Here is a 20,431-nt window from a genome sequence, read left to right on the forward strand (position 1 = left end):
GCCCGCGAGCCGAATCCCGGGTCCGCCCAGCTGGAAGCCAGGACCAGTCGAGCAGGACCGGATGTAGGTGGACCGGTGGCGACCACAATCTCCCTACCTACCTGAGACGAGTCTGCCGACCGGGCTCTGCTTGACACGGGACGGTATCTCCGCTGACCTCGCAGAGGGAGCTGGCCATGGGGTTCCCAGGCGTAGACCCACACTGCCCAAGTGTCTATGAAAGCGATTTGGGATCGTGCCGATATCGAGCAGATGAACCCGCCAGGACCGGGCCAGGCCGTCGCCCCCCTGTCGCATCTGCTCCGAGTAGGGGCCGCCAGTTACAACCTCCTCTGCGAAGGCGCGGCCCTAATGGAAGAAGCGGCGGAGTCGGAGCCGTCCGTGCTCTGCTTCGCACAGCTCCCCTTCCGGGTCCGTGGATGCCCACGGAGGACATCGGGCCAAGGAACATACCGACAAGCTCGTTTCGAGCTATGGCTTCGTCCTGCTCGCATTCTCGTCGATTCGAAGGGGAGCATGAGGCTCACCCTCGACGATGACGCAGAAAGGGACGCACCTGCCTCGCGGCCAGGCCCGAACGACGATCTGCGGGCCCTGGGGGTCGAAATCACGCAGGTGATTGCATCGGTCCATCTCTGGGGCGCGAGGTCGAGGCATTACCCGAGGTACCTGGAAGCCGTGACAGACCGCGGCCTCCTCCAGCGGCAAGTCGTGGCGGCGCACGAGAGCTGGGACCATCGTCGACCCATGAGCGCTGCGCAGTTCCAGGCCGATGTGTCGCGAAGGCTTCTCCCCGAGTTCCACGAGGCCGTGGAGAAGGCGCTCTCGGAGGCCGATCGCCAACTGCTGAACGAGCTCGGCGCAGCGGATGTACTGTGCGCGTACTTCATCATGCCTGCACCAGGGCGCGTCGCCTTCCACGGGACCCCGGTGCCGACTCTGCGCCTGGTGCGTTCTGGGCAACCCGTGAGTGAAGGCTTGACGCTCTATTTCGACACACGTCTCACGCCGTTCCACAGGTACCTTCTCGACGGGACCATCTTCGGGGTCCTCGGCAAAGACACGGACTGTCGCATCGTACAGTTCGAGGAGCGCGGCACGGCGGCGGTCGTGCGCCTCATGGCATCTCGGCGCGCGGACCTCGACGCGGTGGCGGAAGCGCTGTACCTCAAGGTATGGGAGGCGCAGAAGGCACACCCGCTCGTGAGGCTGGCCGGCGCCCTCCAGGGAGACGCGGTGCGGGAGGGCCTGTCCGAGATACGCCAGCATCTGGACAGGATCACGCTCAGCCTCGCGGGCGTCTCTGCTGCGCAGGGGGCTGGAGACGAGCATGGCCGCACCGGGGCCACGACCCAGGCTTGGTCGTGGAACCTGAAGGCGGATCGGGTGGAGCTGCTGCGGCCGTTCAAGGTGTTCATCGGTTACGCGAGCGAGGATCGAGAGCACTGCGAGCAGCTGGAGACGCATCTCTCCCAGCTGCGTCGCAAGGGGCTCATCGCGACGTGGACGGAGCATGCCATCGCGCCTGGCCTCGAACGAGATTCCGAGATCCGCGGAGCCCTGCAAGAGGCAGATCTGTACGTCTTCCTCGTGAGCCCTGACTTCCTTGCATCTGATGCGATTGACGAGGTTCAAGTGAGACTCGCGATGGAGCGCCAGGCGATAGGGGCCGCCGGTATAATTCCAGTGCTCGTCCGACCGGCACAATGGGAGCTATCGCCGATGAGCCAGTTCAATGCGCTCCCCCCGGGGACCAAGCCGATCACCAAGTGGCAGGACAGGGATGAAGCATGGCTCGAAGTTGCGCATGGACTGCGGAGAGTCATCATGGGCATGGCAGCGACAGCGGCGGCGCGTAGCCGGCTGATGCTCCCGGCAGGTGGAGCATAAAGAGCGAGGTTGCGGCAGCGCACCGGGCGCCGCTACGGCGCGCGCCCGCCGTTCAGCCTGGCGCCTGCCTCGTCCCCCCCGCCGACGGCGTCCCCGCCTGCGCGGGCACCTGCCTCGCCCAAGCGGGCGCGCAAGGGCGCTCCAGCACCTGCCGACGGCCGAGGCGGCGCTGCACCGTCGCCGGGCAGCAGCGGTGAGCGCCCGCGCGCCGTCGGGCAGCGCTGGAGCGACAAGCCGGACTTCGGCGCCGCCGTGGGCCGAGTCTCCGGCGGCGTACGCGCCCCACCGCCCCTGGAGTCATCGCGGCGCCACGAAGGTCGCGAGCTTTTCGGGGCTCATCATCCAGTAGATGCGCTCGATGCCCTCGGCGGACGCGTCGATGGAGGCGAGCGCCAGCGCGACGCCGTCCCGGCGGATGAGGGCGGACGGCTGGCCGTTCGTCTCCAGCCACGTGACGGCGGTGCCCGGCCAGAAGCGGCTGGCGAAGCCAGCGACGAGCTTCGCGACGCGCTCGCGGCCGTGCACCGGGACGCGGGCGGCCATCCGCACGCGTCCGTTGCTGTCCGTGTACGACGCGACGTCGGCCGCGAAGAGGCGCTCGAGCGCGGAGAGATCTCCCTTCTGCGCGGCGGCGATGAAGCTCTCGAGGAGGCGCCGCTGCTGCTCGACGCCGACCGGGGCGCGACGCTCGCCAGCGAGGTGCTTCCGCGCGCGGGCGAACACCTGGCGCACGTTCGCCTCGCCGAGATCGAGGATCCCGGCGATCTCCTCGTACGGGTAGTCGAACACCTCGCGGAGCACGTACACCGCGCGCTCCGTGGGCGTGAGCTTCTCGAGGAGCACGAGCACGGCCAGGGCGAGGCCTTCCTGCGTCTCGGCGCCGAGCTCCGCGCTGGGGCTCGTGTCGATCGGCTCGGGTAGCCAGGGCCCGACGTACGCCTCGCGGCGGACACGCGCGGACTGGGCCACGTTGATCGCCAGGCGCGTGGCGGTGGTCACCAGGAATCCCGTCGGCTCCTGCACTGTCGCTCGGTCGATCGCCTGCCAGCGGACCCAGGTGTCCTGCACGACGTCATCCGCCTCGGCCCTGCTGCCGAGTATCCGATACGCGATGCCGAGCAGCCGGGGCCGCAACGCGACGAACGGGTCGGCGGCACGCGGTGAGTCTTCAGGGGCTCGGGGCGCCGTCACTTTTCTTGCTCCGACCTGTCACAAGGCGGCGGGCTGTCCGGTCCTCCCCGCAACGGAGCATCCGGTCGGGATGCGCGAACCAGGAGAATCGTCATGAAGGTCGTCGTGTTCGGGGGTAGCGGGCTCATCGGGAAGAAGCTGGTCGGGATCCTTCGGGAGAAGGGGCACGAGGTTACACCGGCGTCGACGTCCACGGGCGTCGACATCTTGAGCGGCGCCGGCGTCGCCGAGGCGGTCCGCGGCGCCGAGGTCGTCGTGGACGTCGTCAACGCGCCCTCGTTCGAGGACGATGCAGTGATGGGCTTCTTCCAGAGGGCGGCCGGTGTGATCCTGCCCGCCGAGGCCGCCGCGGGCGTTCGCCATCACGTCGCGCTCTCCGTCGTGGGGGCCGACCGCCTGCCGACGAGCGGTTACTTGCGCGCGAAGGTGGCGCAGGAGGCGGCAATCCGCGCGGCAGGGGTGCCCTACACGATCGTGCGCGCGACCCAGTTCTTCGAGTTCGTCAGCGCGATCGTCGACTCTGCGACCAAGGGCGACACGGCCACGCTGACGCCTGCCCTCCTCCAGCCGATCGCGGCCGACGACGTGGCGTCAGCGCTGGCAGCCATCGCGGAGGAGTCGCCCAAGAACGGCATGGTCGAGCTCGCCGGCCCCGAGGCGATCGGCCTCGACGAGCTCGGCCGCCGGTGGCTCGCGGCGAAGAAGGACCCGCGCAAGGTCGTCACGGACGCCGCAGCCGAGTACTTCGGCGCGCAGCTCGACGACCGCGCGCTCACCCCCGGCCCGGCCCCGCGACTTGGAGCGCTTCGCTTCGATGCGTGGCTCGCGCGGGCGTGAGGAATCAACCGCGGTATCCGGCGTCACCGGCGAGACGCGGTCGGACTACATGTCTTGGACGACCGCGGACGCCTGCTTCAGCGCGCGGCTATCGCGCAGCGGCGAGTCGCCGAACATGCGCGAAACCTCGCGGCGGGCAGCTCGTGAATCCGCTGTAGAGCTCGTCGACAAGGCCGAGCGACAGCCCCTGAGGAGCAGCTCTCCATCCGGGAACCGGAGCGGCGGCTACGGCCACTGCAATGTTCCTCCGCAGGTATAGCTGGTGAACGCGTAGGGCTGGGCCCGTGCGAGCGAGACCTTCCCGTCAAGGTTGCCATCATTGCAATAGACGAGGGTATAATCCATATTGCTCACCGGAACCTGGAAGGAATAGACGCAAAGGTCCTCGACGTAGCGATTGACGGTGATCTCCGCCCAGTCATCACTGCTGAGGCTGCCTGAAGAGTTATCATAGACCCGGATGACCGTCCCAGGCTGGACTCGGAACAGCCTGATGGAGCGGGCTTCATCGTTCACCCAACCCGAGCCGCTGGTGTTGGGCATGGACAGATACGAATCGTAGTACGTATACCAGCCGACCTGGTCTCCGCCGCAGCCGTTGTTCTCCCAAAACGTGATGACCGAGGGGGCGAGGCTCATTCTGGCGCTGGCTGCTTGATCGAGAGCCGAGAGCGCCTCGCTGGTCTCGTCCGTCGCCTCAGTCTCCTCATCGAGGTTGCTCTGCGCCTCGATCATGTCGGGCTGGTCTTCCTGGTCGACGGCGCACGCGGGGACAGTCACGAGGGCGAAGAGCCCGAGCACAGACGACAGAACGCGGTCTTTGCGGTTCATGCAATACCTCCACCGGCTCGCGCTCAGCGAGCGCGCTTTGTTTCGCGCCGAGTGAAGCAATCGCTGTGCCTGTACCGAGAACGCGTCGTCGCGACCACGCTCGCTCTGGGCTGCGCGGCCATGCTGCAGCCGGTGGTCATCGTCCGGGTGCCGCCGCTCGCCGCTGTGCCCGCGGCGCTGGCGCACGGAAGCTCGCCGGCGCGCGGGACGCGGGAAATCCATGGCGGTGAAGGCTGGAGCTACGTCGTCACGGTGCGGGAGGAGCAGGGAGCGCGGATCCGGGCAGGTTGCGCCGACTTCGCTCAAGGTTGCGCCGACTCTGCTCAACGTCGCGCGCCGACGCTGCTCAATTGGCCGCCGTAGGGTGCTCGCGAGGACGCGCTCCCACCCCACCGCGGAGAGCTCAAGCCCGCGGGCCTCGAGCAAGGCGAGCACGGCCTGCGCCTTCGCCTCGCGGCTGCCCTCCGCAGCGGGTGCGCGTGCGGCACCGACGGACCGCAATCAGCCTGTCGATGGCTTGCCGGTGTTAACCGCCAATTGAGCGTCGAACGCTCGCTTGTAGGCGGGCCGCGCTTCGCCGCGGGCGACATAAGCGGCCAGGTTTGGGTATTCGTCCAGAATGCCCGATGCTCTCAACCTGAGCAGCACCGACACCATCATCAAGTCGCCAGCGCTGAACGCACCATCGAGCCAGTCGGAATCGCCCAGGCGAACGGAGAGCCGGCCGAGCCGATCGCGGATGCGATTTTCGACCAGAGGCAGGCGCTCCGCAGACCAGGGTTTGTCGCCCTCCAGGATCCTGGCGGTTACGAGATCAAGAATCGGTGGCTCTACCGTGTTGACCGCGGCAAACATCCATGTGATCGCGCGCGCCCGAGCATTGGCATCGTCCGGCAGCAAGCCCGCATGTCGCTCGGCGAGGTGAAACACGATCGCCCCTGTCTCGAACAGCGCGAGATCGCCTTCCTCATAGGTCGGAATCTGGCCAAAGGGATGAAGCGCCAGATGCGCGGGTTCCTTCATCGCACGAAACGAAACAAGGCGAACCTGGTAGGGCTGGCCGACTTCCTCGAGCGCCCAGCGAACGCGCGTATCACGCGCCAGTCCCTTGCCGCCATCGGGTGAGCGTTCAAAGGCGGTAATGGTGATCGTCATCGAGAGGCTCCTTCTTGGCGAAGATCATAGGCTGCGGGGGCACATCTTTGCAACCATGGCCGAGCGCTTGCCATGGAACGTGAGGCCACGCCTCCAGCCCTTCTGCATCACCCTGCCCTATCTACGTCCGACGCCATCGCTTCAGCACAGCGGCAAGGCGTAGACGTACCCGGCGGGGCCGCGCGATGCCGGTCCCGGTGCGCGCTACGTCGCGGCCGAGCCGGCTGACCTGAGGAAAAGCTTCGATGGCGTGTCGTCGTTTGTCTCTCAGCGCTTCGGAGCCGACCCGCTCCGCGGACTGCCAGCTCGCGCTCTCCACAGGCGGCGGCGCGCGCCGAGGAGGGAGGAGGAGGTCCCGGCGACCTGACCCGCCGGCGAGCGCCCCGGTGAGCGCATGCCGGAGTCGCGCCGTCCCGACATACGCCGTGATGCCGGCATCCCGCGACTTGACACAATTGCTCAAGGAGCGGTTTACTATCCATTCATGGACACCGCATCGCCGAGCTCCACGCACCCGTCCCACGGAGACGTTGACGGCTCCGAGGTCGGGGTCATCACCTTCAACGCGGTTCCGCCGAAGAACCCGACCTTCAAGTACGAGAAGCTCGGCGTGATGGCGCTGGAGAACCGGCGGCAGTACTGCGCGCGTCACGGCTATCGGTTCATCGACGACGTACCGGTCGCCGCCGATCGGCCGGCGTGCTGGGCGAAGCTTCCGGCCATACTCGATGCGTTCGAGCGTCACCGCTGGGTGCTCTGGGCGGACAGTGACACCCTGGTGTTCAACCAGGCCCGCCGGGTCGAAGAATTTTGCGATCCCGCGTACGATCTGATCGTTCAGTCGCACGACGAGTACCTCCGTTTTCTCGGCGTTCCGCTGGCCGAGGGGCTCGCCCGAATGCCCATCAATACCGGTGTGTTCTTGATGCAGGCGACGGCCTGGTCGAGGGATTTCCTTCGCGAGGCCTATGCGCAGGTGCAGTTCGTCTCGCAGGGCGAGATCTGGGACGGGATCGGCGAGCAAGAGGCGATGATCTGGCTGCTCAAGCAGCACCCGGAGGATCTTCGCCGGATCAAGTACGTCGATGGCCTCCAAAACCACCCCAGGTTCTATCGATCGAGCGATCTGTTCGTCCATTTTCACGGGAACTTCGCGCGTCACCGGATCCCGCTCTCCGAGTGCGACGAAGTGTTTCGCCGCTGGGAGGAGGCGAACCAGCGCGGCGAGCCGCTTCCGACAGACCTCGCGCGCTTTCACTGGTGCTGCATCCAGAACAAGGATCCCGACGGGCCCATCACGCGGGGTGACGTCTCGCAGTATCTCTATCGGCCCGAGCACATCGAGGCGCGCTGCGCCGACGCGCGATCGTGAGGGAGCGTGAGTTGAACGCACGGGCGAAGGTCGTGTTCGCGTTCGCCGGGCTGGGGCCGGGACGCTGGGGAATGGGGCAAGAGCTCCTGGAGCGCGAGCGGCTGTTCCGGGAGGTCATGATGGAGTGCGACGGGATCGGTCGGCGCCATGACGCCGGGCTGCGGATCCTCGACGCCCTCACCGACGAACGTTATCGTGAACAGCTCGACGAGTGCGGGCTCTGCTACCCGGCGACGCTGGCCGTGGAGCTCGCGCTCGCGCGGCTGTGGCGCGCGTGGGGCATCGATCCCGACGCGGTCGTGGGGATCAGCGGCGGCGAGCCGGCGGCGGCGTTCGCGGCCGGGATCCTCGACCTCGAGGACGCGCTGGCCGTGGCGATCCACACAGGCCGCCTCGTCCAGGCGCACTCCGCCGGGCGGCGCATGGCCACGGTCCAGGTCTCGGCAGCCGAGGCCGCCGACGCGGCGCGGCGCGCCGGCGGTCGCGTCTCGGTCGCGGCGATCATGGATCCGGCGTTCACCGTCCTCTCCGGCGACGCCGACGCGGTGGAGCAGGTGCTCCGCGACCTGAAGCGCCGTGGGGTCAAGAGCCGGCCCGTTCGGCTGGGCTGGGCGGCCCACACGGCCCATGCGCGGCTGTTCCGCGGCAAGCTGCTGAGCGCGCTGCGCGCGGTCCGCGCGCGCGCCGCCGCGGTTCCCATCGTCTCGACGGTCACCGGGAGCTGGCAGACGGAGGAGGAGCGCTTCGACGCCGACTACTGGTGGCGGAACGTCAGCCGCCCGGTGCTGTTCCAGCAGGCCGCCCAGCTCCTGATCGAGTCCGGGTACCACGTGTTCCTCGAGATCGGACCGCAGCCCGTGCTCTCACGCTCGTTGACGATGCTGCTCGAGCGCGCCGGCGAGCGGGGCGTCGTCCTCCACTCCCTCAACCCTCCCGAAGGAGAACAGGCATCGATGCTCCGGTCGCTCGACGTCCTCCGGCGAGCTCGAGCCGCTTGATATGGACTACGACCCGTTCGCCCCCGCGGTGCAGCGCGATCCGTATCCCTATTACACGGCGCTGCGCCTCGACGCGCCCGTGCACCGGCTGGCCTCCCGGGGTTTCTGGGTGCTCAGCCGTCACGAGGACGTGAGCCTCGCGCTCAAGCGCCCGGACGTGTTCTCGTCCTCGATCATGGCCGGCCGCAAGCTCGCGCCCAGCGAGACGCTGCTCGGCTCGGACCCACCCGCGCACACGCGCCTTCGCCGGCGGGTCGAACGGGCGTTCTCCCCGCGCAGGATGCGGGAGCTCGAAGACCGGCTCGCGACGCTGGCGCGCGAGCTCGTCGGCGACTTCGCTCCTGTCGGCTCGTGCGACGTGATGGCGGAGCTCGCCGCCCCGTTCCCGATCGCGGTCATCGCCGGGATGCTTGGGGTCCACGCCGACCATCACAGCGATTTCAGGCGGTGGGCCGACGACGTGATCGCCCACGGGACCGGCCGAGTGATGGCCGGAGATCGCGGGCGAGTGGAGCAATCCATCGCGCAGTTCGAGGCCTTCCTGCGCGCCGTCCTCGCGTCCAGGCGGGGCGCGCCCGGGGACGATCTGATCGGCGCCCTGGTGCGGGAAGACAGCGATGGCAGCGCCCTGTCGCCGGAGCAGGCGCTCGACTTCACAAGGCTGCTCGTGCTGGGCGGCAGCGAGACGGCGACGAACCTGATCGGCAACGCCTTGCTCGCGCTGTTCGAGCACCCGGGCGAGCTCGATCGCGTGCGGCGAGACCGCTCGCTCGTCCCTGCGCTCGTGGAGGAGACGCTTCGTTACGATGCTCCGGTCCAGATACTCCTCCGGCGCGCCACGCGCGACATCGAGATCCGGGGCAGCCTTATCCCGGCCGGCGCAACGACGCTGCTCCTCCTGGGATCGGCCAACCGGGATGAAGCCATTTTTCCGGATGCCGACCGCTTCCTCCTCGGACGCGACGCGAGCCGCCACCTCGCATTCGGGCTCGGGCATCATTTCTGTCTCGGCGCGCAGCTCGCCAGGATGGAAGCGCGCATCGCGCTCGACGCGCTCCTGGATCTGCCCGGCCTGCAGCCGGCCCCTGGAGAGATCGAGCGGATCGGCTCGTTCGTGCTGCGCGGCCCCCGCGCGCTGCCGCTGCGGTTCGACGCGCGGGGCCCTCACGGGTGAAGGCGCGCGTCAGCGGACGGAGAGGTGATAACCGCCCGGACCGGATACGGGCCCAGCCGCAAACACGCGCAGCGTGTAGTCCCCATTCTCGGGGACAGAGATCCGCTCCACATCCGAGACCCCCTCGCTTCGCGCTGCGATCGCGCCGCCTTCGTCGAGCAGATGGACGTCGATGTCGACGCCCGCGCCCGGCGTGAGCTGGAGCTCGATCTCCTGCCCGGCCTTCCCCGCGAGCGCGAACCGATCCTCGCCGTCGCAGAGGGCCAGCTCGTGCTCGCCCCGGTCCAAGGCCGCCTCGGGGCTCTCGAGCAGATCTTCGAGGACGCCTGCGCCGCCGCCGTCTCCGCTGCCGCCAACGACGTTGAAGTCGTAACAACAGACCGGCACCTCGATCGTGACGCTCCCGTTCGTTGCGCCGTTCCCGCCGGCACCACACCCGAGCGCGCTCCCTCCGGCGCCACCGGTCGACCGCACGGCCCCCGACAGGAACGACTCGGTGGTCGTCGAGACCAGGACAGCGCCCCCGGGGGCGCCTCCCAGCTGCTCTCCGTAGCCGTCGGGATGACTCGGTCCCGAGGTATCCAGGAGCCCTGCGAGGAGGAGCCGAGCGCTGTTCACCGTGAGCGCGCCTGACGCGCCCACCCTCGCGGTGCCGCTCATCTTCAGCGTGGTGCCTCCCGCGGTCGTCACGGTCCCGAGCACGAGCAGCGTCTCCGCCGAGATCTGCAAGTCCACGCCGTCGCCGCCGTCGCCGTCGCGCGAGGGCTCGCCGCCCGCCTGAACGGTCGCTCCCGGACAGACAATGAGCTCGCCCGAGATCTGGAGGGCGGCCGGCTCGACGACACGGACGACCCCGCCCGGCGCTACGCGCAGCGTATTGGCCGTGAGGCCGTCGGCATGCACGGTCAGCACCTCTCCGCAAGCGACGGTGACGTCCTCCGGGGTGGACGGCGGCGCCGGCTCGACGCAAAAGGACGGTACTTCGTTCACGAGGGTCAAGACCGGTGTCTCGCCGCTGCCGTCCGGCACCGTCACGTCGGTCGGGGCCGGCATCCGGAGCTTGGCGCTCAGCGCCTCGATCTCGGCCGGCGCGCACGCCCGCGCGCACACGTCGTCGCCGTCGACTTCCCCGTCCAGATCGTCGTCGAGGCCGTTGCACTCTTCGGCGCGCGCGGGGGCCAGAGGGGCCGTTGATCCCTTGTCGCGCAATGAGGCGCCGTCGCAGACGACGACCGCGCCTTGCCCGGCATCGAAGACATCGCCGCCGCAAGTGCACTCTTTTTCCAGGATCTCATTGATAGGGCAGGTGCGCGCGCTCGGCTCCGGGGCGGAGCCGCAACCAGCGGTCGCGAGGACAACAAAGAAGAACCGACTCCATCGCGTCAACCACGATTTCACGAGAATCCAAGTCGACATAGGGAATACCACCCACCCCGTCGTCATTCTGTCCTCGCTGACCAGCGCGAGCTTCCCCGGCGGGCTGCCGTGAGCCTCATAAAGGGCACGTGCCTCCTCGGAGGCGGTGGGCACGCGCCGTACCGTGCCGATCGACAGTAGCACGACGAGTCGGGAAAGCACCCTGCATCTCGGACACGTGGCGCGGTAGAGGAGCACCGCGCCACGTGCGCTGGGACCCCTTGCGCCAGGCATCAACCCAGCGCCTCCGACAGCGCGCAGAGGGAGCTCGCGGTGGTGATGATCCCGGCCGGATCAGCGTAGAGGCGCCCGCGCGGTTGCTCCCAAGGTGCGGTGCATTGCGGATCGGTCACACGGAGGTTGAGTCCGCCCGGCCAGGACCCGTCCGGCCTCTGAAGTTCGCAGAGCTCCGAGGCGAGCGCGAGCGTCAGATCGCTCGCGCCCAGGTTGATCGCCGAAATGGCCACCACGAAGGCCAGATCGAACGCCGTGTGGATCGAGAGCGTCTCCTTCGCCGAGACGACCGGGGGGAGCGCGTCGGCGGGGCACCCCAGAGACGACAGCATGCGGAGGTTCCAGTAGGTGCTGTAATGGGCCGTCCTCCACCAGTAGGCCGGCCATGTGCCGTCAGGCAGCCGGCAGCGTCGAGCGTAGCTGAGGAGATCCGATCGCAAACGCTCTCGTTCCGGCTGCCGGAGAGCGCTGAACGCGGTCGCCGTGACGTCCGGGTGCGCATCGCCCCACGCGTCGGCGCGATCGAAGGTCGCGAACCCTCCCTCCTGCTTCCAGCGCGCGAGCAGCCATTCGATGTCCCCAGGATGTGGATCTCTGCCGGTCGCCGTGAGGAGCATCACGGCATAGGCCGTGGAGTCGGCGTCCGGCCCGGTGTGGGCGTTGTATCCCCACCCTGCCTGGTAGTGCCTCGCCTTGGCGAGCCACCGGGCGCCGCGCTCGGCCGCCTCGGCCGCCCCGGGCGCGCGGGCGCTGCGCGCCGCGTGCGACATCGCGAGCCCCGCGTACGCTGTCACCCAGGCGTCCGACGTCCCCACCGGCAATCGATAATCCTCCCAGTGGCCGTCTCCCCGTTGAGCGCGGATCAGGAAATCCACGCCCGCCTGCAGCGCCTCCAGCAGCGGTCTCATGCGCGCGCCTTCAGGTAGGTGTTGAGCCGTGGCTCGGCGTGCCGATCCAGGCCGAAGCCGATGAAGGCAGGCTCGGCGGCGCCCGAGACGAGCGCATCCTCGATGGGCGGTGGACGGACGCCGGCGGCCGCGCAGAAGTCGGCCACCCGTCGGGCCCATTCCGAGGGGCTCAGGCGGATGCAATGCCCGCAGAGGTCGACCTTGACGTCGGCGAGCTCTCCTGTCATGAGGCCAACTCCGACGCTCACGACGAGTCCGTTCAGCAGGATCGTCTGATCGCCGGCGAACGTGTGGAGGAATCGATTCATCGCTGGCGCCGACATCCCTTCGATGCGGAGCGCCGAGAGGGGAGCCGGTCGTCGCAGGCGGAAGTAGAGCTTCCCTCGCGCGCTCGCGCCGTCTGCGCCCTCCAGCGCCGCGCTCGCGAGCTTCATGTCTTCGCTCAGGTGGCTCACCAGGCGCTCCGCGATCCGCGGATGACGAGCGATGGTGGTGAGCCAGCGGCCCGCGGCTGCCCATCGCTCGCGCGGATCTCCGTATCGACCGCTGGTATAGAGCGCGATCCCCGGGGTGCCGAGCCCGATCCCCAGCCAGAACGTCCCGTTGTCCAGCCGATTGAGCTCCTCCTGCGACGTGGGGAGCAGCAGGCGGAGGGTGCTCTCGCAGAGCTCCGCCACCTCGGCCGTCGCCCGCTGCGGCAGCAGCCGGCGGAGAGCCCGCCGCGCCAGCCGAAAGCCCGCGGCAGGGCTCTCGCCGGTCGCGGCGGGGTCGCAGACGAGCCGGGTCCGCAGCGCGCTCGGGCTCGAGGTGACACACGCTTGCAGGGGTGATCCATCGTTGTTGAGGGACGACCGCACGGGGCGGGGTACATCGCTGCCCGGACGTCGCTCGGCGCCGGCCGCGGCCTGGGTTCGCGGCAGATCGAGCATTTCGTGGACGGCCGCGCTCACGGCCGCTGCAGGGGAGCCTGCGATCTGCGCGACGGCATCGATGAACGTGTCCATTGCGCGTGGAAGGGGCATAGAGGTCTTCATCTATCTGGCGTTCGTCCGGGAGGCTGCCCTGCTCTGAAAGCGCCTACGCGTCGGGATCGGGGCCGGCGAACACTTGCCCGGGTGTGCCGGGCAGACCCGGATCACCAGGGCCGTTCGGAGATCCGGGGGCGCCGCCCTGCGCCCTCACGCCGTCACCTCCGCGGCGGCCGCCGAGCCCGGGTGTGCCCGGATCGCCGCCCTGACCGGCGGCGCCGCCCGCGCCGAGCTCGGACTCGCCGCCGAACGAGCCGCCGCCCGCTTCGCTCTTGTAAAGAAGGAAGATGTTCCCTCCATTCGCTCCCTTCCCGCCGTTGCCGCCCTTGCCGCCGTTACCGGCACCGCCGCCGGCACCGCCGTTCTGCGGATCCTCGCAGCCGCTGCCGCTGCCGCCGTCTCCGCCGGGACCGCCGTCGCCGCCGCGTCCTCCCTTGCCACCGGGGCCGCCGCGTCCCCCCTTGTTGTAACCGTTGATGGTGCCGATGAGCTGGTTCACCTTGATAACCAGGTCGAGCGGCGCAGGAGCGTTCCCGCCGTTCCCCCCGGCTCCGCCGTTGGTGCCGGGCCCGCCCGTAGCGCCCCCGACCCCGGGATCGTCGCCGTCCCAGTGGCACTCGGCATTGTACCCGGCCCCGCCGGTCGACCCCGTCCCGCCGTTGGCGCCGTTCGGGCCGGGAGCGCCGTCTGCAGACTGTACCTCGAATTCGCTAGGCATGGTTCATCCTCGTTCAGAAAGAAGTGTTTGCCAGGAGCCGCGCGCGGCACAGCGCGCGGCGCGCGTGCGTCCGACGACGCGCCTTCAGGCGCCTTGCAGAAGGGAGCAGTTGACCGTCAGGTCGCCCGACGAGCTGATCTTGCCGCCGTCCTTGACCCAGACCTTGCTGGCGAGGAGCGTGTGCATCCCCGCGCCGAAGTGCAGGACGGCGCCGGGCTCCACGATCACCTCGCGGAACAGCCAGAGGGGGACCAGAAACTCCTTGAAGTGCAGCTCGATGTTCTTTTTGTACCGCGCGACCGCAGAGGACGGGCCGCGGAGGTAAGCGTACGTCGCGCGGCCGATCGCCTCGTGATGACGCGCGCTCAGCTTCTGCTGCGGCTCGTCGCCCTTCGTCACGTCGTCCGCGATGCCCGGAGGGAGCCAGTTCGTCGGGACCGGGGGGCACTTCAGCGCGCACCGCCCGTGCTGCTCGAACAGCTTGTCCGGCAGGCCGACCCACCGCTTCAGCGTGTCGAGATCGCTCGTCCTCAGGACGTGCGGCTCGACGAAGCTCTTGTCGCGCTTCTGCGTCGACAGGACGATCTTCGTGTCCCGCTCGACGTACAGCTTCTCGTATCGAATCGACGACTCATCCATGCCGTAGACTTCCATGCGTCGCTTGAAGTCGTCCGCGTCAAATCCTTCTTTGAGTGCCATCGAGACCTCCGTTGGCTCCCGGGTACGCGCCATTCTCGCGGCGTGCGCCTCGCCCTCCGCGGCCAATCCAGCGGGGCCGCGCGCCGCCACGAATCGACGAGCGGCTCTCGTCGACGCCCATCCCGGTATTCATAGTGAAGCGCGCCGCGGGTGTCTCTGTCAACTCGGATGAAGCGCGGCATCGTCGTGATCCGGTCGTGCGCACGATCATCAATGAGCGAAAATTATCGATTCGTCGGCGGCCGGTCGCGCGCAATGCGCCGATCTCGTGATGGAGGTCCTCGACGTCGCGATCGATCCTTCGATGAGGACTTGCGCGATGCCTATCGGGGCAATGCGCCCGGCCAATCGCTCTCAGGGAGCCATGGCCGTCGGCGGAGCTCCGGCGGCACGGCGGCCTCCGGCGGCGCACCTGCCGATCGCGGCGTCGCTGCCCTCGGACCCGAGACGATCGGCCCCACCGCTACCTTCCAGAGCACGGCGGCGTCAGCGACGAGCGCGCTGCTCGACGCGAGCGCCTCGTACGAGTTCATCCAGACGCAACAATTGCGACATTTCTGGTGTTGCGATCTGGTGCACGTTCTCTCGTACGCCGCGCAGCGAGGGCGTTACCCTCCCGGAAGGAAGAGGAGAAACAAGACATGCGACTCGGCACTTCCCTGCCCGCGATGACAGCGATGTGGTTGGCGCTCGCCGCGTGCGGCGACGACGATGAAAAGGTGACGCCGGTGCGAACGGCGTCCGGCGCGGGGGGTGAGGGCGGCGCTGGCGGCGACGACGGCCCACCGGAGGATCCCGAGGAGGGTAGAGCGAACGGGGAGCCGTGCACTGCAGACGAGGATTGCCGCGGGGGACTGTGCTTGACCGAGGGGGACCTGGGCTGGGCGGGGGGTTACTGTACGGCGCTCTGCGGAGAGCCGATCGCCCCGTGCGAGGATGGCTCGATCTGTGTGGCGACTGGCAACGACTTCTCGCTCTGCTTCCGCTCCTGCGAAGAGGCGGCCGACTGTCCGGGCGCGGCGCAGCGCTGCCGCGTGGTGGACGAGCTCCGCGCGAGGGCGGCGTGCGTGGGCGGCTGCGACAGCGACGATCAGTGCCAGGGCGCCTGCAACAGCGAGACGCAGCGCTGCTCGCTCGAGGAGGCGTGCGACAACGACGAGGACGACGACGGGGACATCCTGCAGGACTGCGAGGAGCTCGACTGTTCCACGCAGGAAGCGTGCGTGCACGGCATCGCCACGGCGTGCGCGGGGGCGATCGACGTGTCCGCGGGGGGCACGTTCACGGGCAACACAAGGGACGGCACGAACGTGTTCGCCACGATCTGCCCTGCCCGCCTCGGCACCTATGCGGTCGGCGTGGGCTCGAACGAGCAGGTCTTCCAGTTCGTGGCGCCGGCCAAGGGGGCGCTCGTCCTCGCCCCGAGGTCCGCATCGGGAGGCGACTACGACTGGTACGTCCGGACGAGCTGCGACGACGCGTCGACGCTGCTCGGCTGCTCGGTCGCGTTTGGCCCGGACGAGCTGGCCGTCGAGCTGCTGGCCGAGGCCGGGGACACGTACTTCCTCTTCATCGATAACACCGCCGGAGAGGACCCGGACTATGCGCTCGAGGTGGCCTTTGCAGAGCAGGTCTGCGGCGATGGGGTGAGGGTGGGCACGGAGGAGTGCGACGACGGCAACGACGCCGACGGGGACACGTGCTCGAGCGAGTGCGAGATCGACCCGGAGGTGGCGTGCGCGAGCGCGGCGCCGTTGACGGCCGCGGCGGTGACGGGCGACACGTCCGAGGGCACGCGCGGCTTCACGGCCGCGTGCGCGGGCGACGGCCCGGAGCTCGTGTACCGCTATTCCCCTGAGGCGGACGGCAGCGTGACGATCACCGTGACGCCCGAGGGCTCCGCCGATCTCGTTCTCCACGTGCGGGCCGACTGCAGGGAGGAGGTGAGCGAGATCCACTGCCTGGACGACGGCAACTCCGGAGACCCCGAGTCGCTCACCGTGAATGTGACAGCGGGGACGCCGATCGACATCTTCGTCGACAGCTACAACAATGTCTCCGCGGGTTCGTTCGAGCTGAACATCACCCCGAATTGACCTGCTGACACGAGCCGTCCCCCCGGACGGCCGGCGCCGGAAGGTCCCCATAACACTCCCCACGGGAGCCGGCGCGGGCGTGCGCGCCCCAGAGCGAGCCGGCCGCGGTGTCCACCCCGTCGACGTCGACGCGGCCTGCGACGCGCTGCGCCAGGGGGCTGCGAGGAAGATGCCCCCAGCTCCGCCGGTCCGGGCGGCCCGATCCGCGCGCTTGACAATCAATAAGCGTCGGCTTATAAGTAACGGATGCAGCGCGCGGCCGTGATCGAAGACAAGATCTTCCAGGCGCTGGCGGACCCCAGCCGCCGGGCGATCTTCGAGTCGCTCACGCTTGGCGAAGCGGCGGTGAAGGACCTCACGGCGCGCTTCGACATCTCGCAGCCGGCGATCTCGCAGCACCTCGCCACGTTGAAAGACGCCGGCCTGGTGAGCGGCCGGCGCGAGGGGCGCTGTGTCTACTACCGGGTGGAGCCGCAAGGGATGAAGCCGCTCATCGACTGGATCACACACTACCGCGCCTTCTGGACAGAGCGCGTCGATCGCCTTGAACGACTGCTGGAGAAAATGGACAAATGAATCTCACCGACACGACCGCACAATCGCAAACGGAATCCATTTCGTTCGAATTCGATCTGCGTCATGCGCCGGAGAAGGTGTGGCGCGCGCTCACCGACCCGGAGCTGCTCGCGGAGTGGCTCCTGCCCGCCATCGATTTCAAGCTCGAGCACGGGGCGGCGTTCACGTTCAAGACCCAGCCGTATCCCGGCTGGGACGGCACCGTGAATTGCCAGTTCGTCGAGATCGAGGTGCACCGGAAGCTCAAGTACACGTGGAGCGTCCCCTTTCTGGAGACCGTCGTGACCTTCACGCTCACGCCCACGCCGTCGGGTACGCGCCTGTCCCTCGTGCAGTCGGGCTTCAAGCCGGACCAGAAGCAGAACTTCGCCGGCGCGCGCTACGGCTGGAAGATGATGGGCGGGAAGCTCGTCGACCTGCTCGCGAGGGTCGCGTGAGCCGGGCGAGGGTCGTGGCCTACTGGGTGACCACCGGCCTGGTCGCTTCGTCCATGGTCTCGGGCGGCGTGGCCCACGTCCTCCACGCGCCAGCGAGCGTCGACGGCTTCGTGCGCCTCGGCTACCCGCTGCACTTCGTCACGCTCCTCGGCATCTGGAAGATCCTCGGCGCGCTCGCCCTGCTGGCGCCGAAATTCCCGCGCTTGAAGGAGTGGGCGTACGCGGGCCTCGTCTTCGACCTCACCGGCGCCGCCTTCGCCTGGGCCGCCGTCGGTGCCAGCGACTCCACGAGCAATGCTGGCCACATCGTCGCGCCGCTCGTGGTCCTCGCGCTGGCGGTGACCTCGTGGGCGCTGCGGCCGGACTCGCGCAAGGTGCCGGGATCCCTTCACAAACCGTCGATGTTGATGGCATGATCGGGAACATGGCCTCCTCCACCAAACAGCACGCCGCAGACAGCCACGACCTGATCCGCGTCCAGGGCGCGCGCGAGAACAACCTGAAGGACGTCAGCGTCGAGATCCCCAAACGACGGCTGACCGTGTTCACCGGCGTCTCGGGATCGGGCAAGTCGTCGCTGGTGTTCGGCACCATCGCGGCAGAGTCGCAGCGGCTGATCAACGAGACGTACAGCGCGTTCGTGCAAGGGTTCATGCCGACGCTGGGCCGGCCCGAGGTCGACGTGCTGGAAGGGCTGACGACAGCGATCATCGTCGACCAGGAGCGGATGGGTGCCAACTCCCGCTCGACGGTCGGCACGGCGACCGACGCCAACGCGATGCTGCGGGTGCTGTGGAGCCGCCTCGGCAAGCCGCACATCGGCTCGTCCAACGCCTTCTCCTTCAACGTCCCGTCGGTCCGCGGTGTCGGGGCGATCTCGGTCGAGAAGGCCGGCGGGAAGAAGACAGAGAAACGCGAGTTCGTGGTCAACGGAGGCATGTGCCCGCGGTGCGAGGGCATGGGATCGATCTCCGACTTCGACCTGTCGCAGCTGTACGACGACAGCAAGTCGCTCAACGAGGGTGCGCTCACCATCCCCGGTTACTCGATGGATGGATGGTACGGGCGCATCTTCAGCGGCTGCGGGTTCTTCGACCCGAACAAGCCGATCCGCAAGTTCACGAAGAAGGAGCTCCACGACCTGCTCCACAAGGAGCCGACAAAGATCAAGGTCGAGGGCATCAACCTGACGTATGAGGGGCTGATCCCGAAGATCCAGAAGTCGATGCTGTCCAAGGACGTCGACGCGATGCAGCCCCACATCCGGGCGTTCGTGGAGCGCGCGGTCAAGTTCTCCACCTGTCCCGAGTGCGGCGGCACGCGGCTCAGCGAGGCTGCCCGGTCCTCCAAGATCAAGGGGATCAACATCGCCGACGCCTGCGCGATGCAGATCAACGATCTGGCCAAGTGGGTGCGCGGTCTGGACGAGCCGTCCGTCGCGCCGCTGCTGACGACGCTGCGGCACACGCTGGACTCGTTTGTGGAGATCGGGCTGGGCTATCTCAGCCTCGACCGGCCGTCGGGCACGCTGTCGGGCGGCGAGGCGCAGCGCACAAAGATGATCGGCCACCTCGGGTCGTCGCTCACCGACGTGACCTATGTCTTCGACGAGCCGACGGTCGGGCTGCACCCCCACGACATCCAGCGGATGAACGAGCTGCTGCTGCGCTTGCGCGACAAGGGCAATACCGTCCTCGTGGTCGAGCACAAGCCGGAGATGATCGCGATCGCCGACCACGTCGTCGACCTCGGCCCCGGCGCCGGCACCGCCGGCGGCAAGGTGGTCTTCGAGGGCACCGTGGATGGGCTGCGGGCGAGCGGCACGCTCACCGGGCGTCACCTGAGCGACCGGGTCTCGCTGAAGCCGTCGGTGCGCAAGCCGTCGGGTGTGATGAAGGTGCGCGGCGCCCGCTCGCACAACCTGAAGAACGTCGACGTCGATATCCCGCTCGGCGTGCTGGTGGTGGTGACCGGCGTGGCGGGGTCGGGCAAGAGCTCGCTCATCCACGGATCGGTGTCTGGCCGGGAAGGCGTTGTGTCGGTCGACCAGACCCCGATCCGTGGCTCGCGGCGGAGCAATCCGGCGACATACACCGATCTGCTGGAGCCGATCCGCAAGGCGTTCGCGAAGGCGAACAACGTGAAGCCCGCCCTGTTCAGCGCCAACTCCGAGGGCGCCTGTCCGACCTGCAACGGCGCCGGGGTGATCTACACCGACCTCGCGATGATGGCCGGCGTCACCACGGTCTGCGAGGACTGCGAGGGCCGGCGGTTCCAGGCGTCGGTGCTGAATTACCGGCTCGGCGGGCTCAACATCGCCGAGGTGCTCGACCTGCCGGTCAAGGAGGCGGTCGGCTTCTTCGGTGCCGGCAAGGCGCACACGCCGACCGCACACGCGATCCTGCAGCGCATGGCCGACGTGGGGCTCGGCTATCTGCGGCTCGGCCAGCCGCTCACCACGCTGTCGGGCGGCGAGCGGCAGCGGCTCAAGCTCGCGACACACATGGGTGCCGACGGCGGCGTCTACGTGCTCGACGAGCCGACCACCGGGCTGCACCTGGCGGACCTCGAGCAGCTGCTCGGGCTGCTGGACCGGCTTGTCGACTCCGGCAAGTCGGTCATCGTGATCGAGCACCACCAGGCGGTGATGGCGCACGCCGACTGGATCATCGACCTCGGACCGGGCGCGGGCCACGACGGCGGGCGGATCGTGTTCGAAGGCACCCCGGCGGACCTTGTAGCAGCGAAGTCGACGCTGACCGGCGAGCACCTGGCGGCGTTCGTCGGGAGCCAGCCGAAGGCCGCCCGAGCTGGGCGATCTCGCTGAGCGAGCCCGCGTTTCCCCCTCCAGCGCCTCGATCTACGTGGTCG

The 20,431-nt window shown here is 68.6% G+C and carries 18 protein-coding genes; 10 read left to right on the forward strand and 8 right to left on the reverse strand.

Annotation, left to right across the window (positions count from 1 at the left end; genetic code table 11):
• The first annotated feature begins 516 nt into the window (after window positions 1-516).
• Window positions 517-1,890, forward strand: a complete 1,374-nt coding sequence (locus tag WME90_RS32925) for a toll/interleukin-1 receptor domain-containing protein (RefSeq protein ID WP_437276005.1) — start codon at window positions 517-519, stop codon at window positions 1,888-1,890.
• A gap of 297 nt (window positions 1,891-2,187) precedes the next feature.
• On the opposite strand, the gene sigJ is transcribed toward WME90_RS32925, so the two are convergent.
• The gene (gene sigJ, locus WME90_RS32930; RefSeq protein ID WP_437276006.1) at window positions 2,188-3,081 is read right to left on the reverse strand and encodes an RNA polymerase sigma factor SigJ; all 894 of its coding nucleotides are present in this window, start codon (window positions 3,079-3,081) and stop codon (window positions 2,188-2,190) included.
• Window positions 3,082-3,174: 93 nt separating this feature from the next.
• On the opposite strand from sigJ, the gene WME90_RS32935 reads away from it, so the two are divergent.
• Window positions 3,175-3,918 (forward strand): SDR family oxidoreductase, encoded by a 744-nt coding sequence (locus WME90_RS32935; RefSeq protein WP_437276007.1) that lies wholly within the window; start codon window positions 3,175-3,177, stop codon window positions 3,916-3,918.
• A 225-nt stretch (window positions 3,919-4,143) separates the two neighbouring features.
• Here the strand turns inward: WME90_RS32935 and WME90_RS32940 are convergent, their stop codons facing one another.
• Together WME90_RS32940 and WME90_RS32945 are read right to left on the reverse strand one after the other, a co-directional pair.
• A complete protein-coding gene (locus tag WME90_RS32940) occupies window positions 4,144-5,184 on the reverse strand; it encodes a hypothetical protein (RefSeq protein WP_437276008.1) in 1,041 nt (346 codons plus the stop codon).
• 66 nt (window positions 5,185-5,250) lie between these two features.
• On the reverse strand, window positions 5,251-5,904 hold the full coding sequence (locus WME90_RS32945) for a glutathione S-transferase family protein (protein WP_437276009.1): 654 nt from the start codon (window positions 5,902-5,904) through the stop codon (window positions 5,251-5,253).
• 484 nt (window positions 5,905-6,388) lie between these two features.
• Between WME90_RS32945 and WME90_RS32950 the strand changes: the two genes are divergently transcribed.
• Genes WME90_RS32950 through WME90_RS32960 form a run of 3 tightly spaced genes read left to right on the forward strand, consistent with a single transcriptional unit; the run spans window position 6,389 to window position 9,448 of the window.
• Window positions 6,389-7,276 carry a hypothetical protein gene (locus WME90_RS32950; protein WP_437276010.1) on the forward strand — a complete coding sequence of 296 codons (888 nt, stop codon included), beginning with the start codon at window positions 6,389-6,391 and terminating at the stop codon, window positions 7,274-7,276.
• An 11-nt stretch (window positions 7,277-7,287) separates the two neighbouring features.
• Window positions 7,288-8,274 (forward strand): acyltransferase domain-containing protein, encoded by a 987-nt coding sequence (locus WME90_RS32955; protein WP_437276011.1) that lies wholly within the window; start codon window positions 7,288-7,290, stop codon window positions 8,272-8,274.
• 1 nt (window position 8,275) lies between these two features.
• Window positions 8,276-9,448, forward strand: coding sequence for a cytochrome P450 (locus WME90_RS32960; RefSeq protein ID WP_437276012.1), 1,173 nt, complete (start codon window positions 8,276-8,278; stop codon window positions 9,446-9,448).
• Between the two features lie 9 nt (window positions 9,449-9,457).
• Here the strand turns inward: WME90_RS32960 and WME90_RS32965 are convergent, their stop codons facing one another.
• The 5 genes from WME90_RS32965 to WME90_RS32985 all read right to left on the reverse strand — a co-directional run bounded on the left by WME90_RS32965 (window position 9,458) and on the right by WME90_RS32985 (window position 14,451).
• A complete protein-coding gene (locus WME90_RS32965; protein WP_437276013.1) occupies window positions 9,458-10,846 on the reverse strand; it encodes a PPC domain-containing protein in 1,389 nt (462 codons plus the stop codon).
• 251 nt (window positions 10,847-11,097) lie between these two features.
• Entirely contained in the window at window positions 11,098-12,006 is a 909-nt protein-coding gene (locus tag WME90_RS32970; RefSeq protein WP_437276014.1) for a prenyltransferase/squalene oxidase repeat-containing protein, read from the reverse strand.
• Window positions 12,003-13,028: a hypothetical protein gene (locus WME90_RS32975; protein WP_437276015.1), complete on the reverse strand. Its 1,026-nt coding sequence runs from the start codon at window positions 13,026-13,028 to the stop codon at window positions 12,003-12,005. The genes WME90_RS32970 and WME90_RS32975 overlap by 4 nt, the downstream gene beginning before the upstream one ends.
• 55 nt (window positions 13,029-13,083) lie before the next feature.
• Window positions 13,084-13,752: a hypothetical protein gene (locus WME90_RS32980; protein WP_437276016.1), complete on the reverse strand. Its 669-nt coding sequence runs from the start codon at window positions 13,750-13,752 to the stop codon at window positions 13,084-13,086.
• 84 nt (window positions 13,753-13,836) lie between these two features.
• The gene (locus WME90_RS32985; RefSeq protein ID WP_437276017.1) at window positions 13,837-14,451 is read right to left on the reverse strand and encodes a hypothetical protein; all 615 of its coding nucleotides are present in this window, start codon (window positions 14,449-14,451) and stop codon (window positions 13,837-13,839) included.
• 641 nt (window positions 14,452-15,092) lie between these two features.
• Here WME90_RS32985 and WME90_RS32990 point away from each other — a divergent pair.
• The 5 genes from WME90_RS32990 to WME90_RS33010 all read left to right on the forward strand — a co-directional run bounded on the left by WME90_RS32990 (window position 15,093) and on the right by WME90_RS33010 (window position 20,387).
• The gene (locus tag WME90_RS32990; protein WP_437276018.1) at window positions 15,093-16,547 is read left to right on the forward strand and encodes a DUF4215 domain-containing protein; all 1,455 of its coding nucleotides are present in this window, start codon (window positions 15,093-15,095) and stop codon (window positions 16,545-16,547) included.
• Window positions 16,548-16,793: 246 nt separating this feature from the next.
• The gene (locus WME90_RS32995; protein ID WP_437276019.1) at window positions 16,794-17,123 is read left to right on the forward strand and encodes an ArsR/SmtB family transcription factor; all 330 of its coding nucleotides are present in this window, start codon (window positions 16,794-16,796) and stop codon (window positions 17,121-17,123) included.
• Window positions 17,120-17,560, forward strand: coding sequence for an SRPBCC family protein (locus WME90_RS33000; RefSeq protein ID WP_437276020.1), 441 nt, complete (start codon window positions 17,120-17,122; stop codon window positions 17,558-17,560). The genes WME90_RS32995 and WME90_RS33000 overlap by 4 nt, the downstream gene beginning before the upstream one ends.
• Complete coding sequence (locus tag WME90_RS33005) at window positions 17,557-17,976, forward strand: DoxX family protein (RefSeq protein WP_437276021.1); 420 nt, start codon at window positions 17,557-17,559, stop codon at window positions 17,974-17,976. The genes WME90_RS33000 and WME90_RS33005 overlap by 4 nt, the downstream gene beginning before the upstream one ends.
• Entirely contained in the window at window positions 17,973-20,387 is a 2,415-nt protein-coding gene (locus tag WME90_RS33010) for an ATP-binding cassette domain-containing protein (RefSeq protein WP_437276022.1), read from the forward strand. The genes WME90_RS33005 and WME90_RS33010 overlap by 4 nt, the downstream gene beginning before the upstream one ends.
• The last annotated feature ends 44 nt before the right edge of the window (window positions 20,388-20,431 follow it).

The sequence above is a fragment of the Sorangium sp. So ce375 genome, from assembly GCF_051473855.1.
Classification (GTDB): Bacteria; Myxococcota_A; Polyangia; order Polyangiales; family Polyangiaceae; genus Sorangium.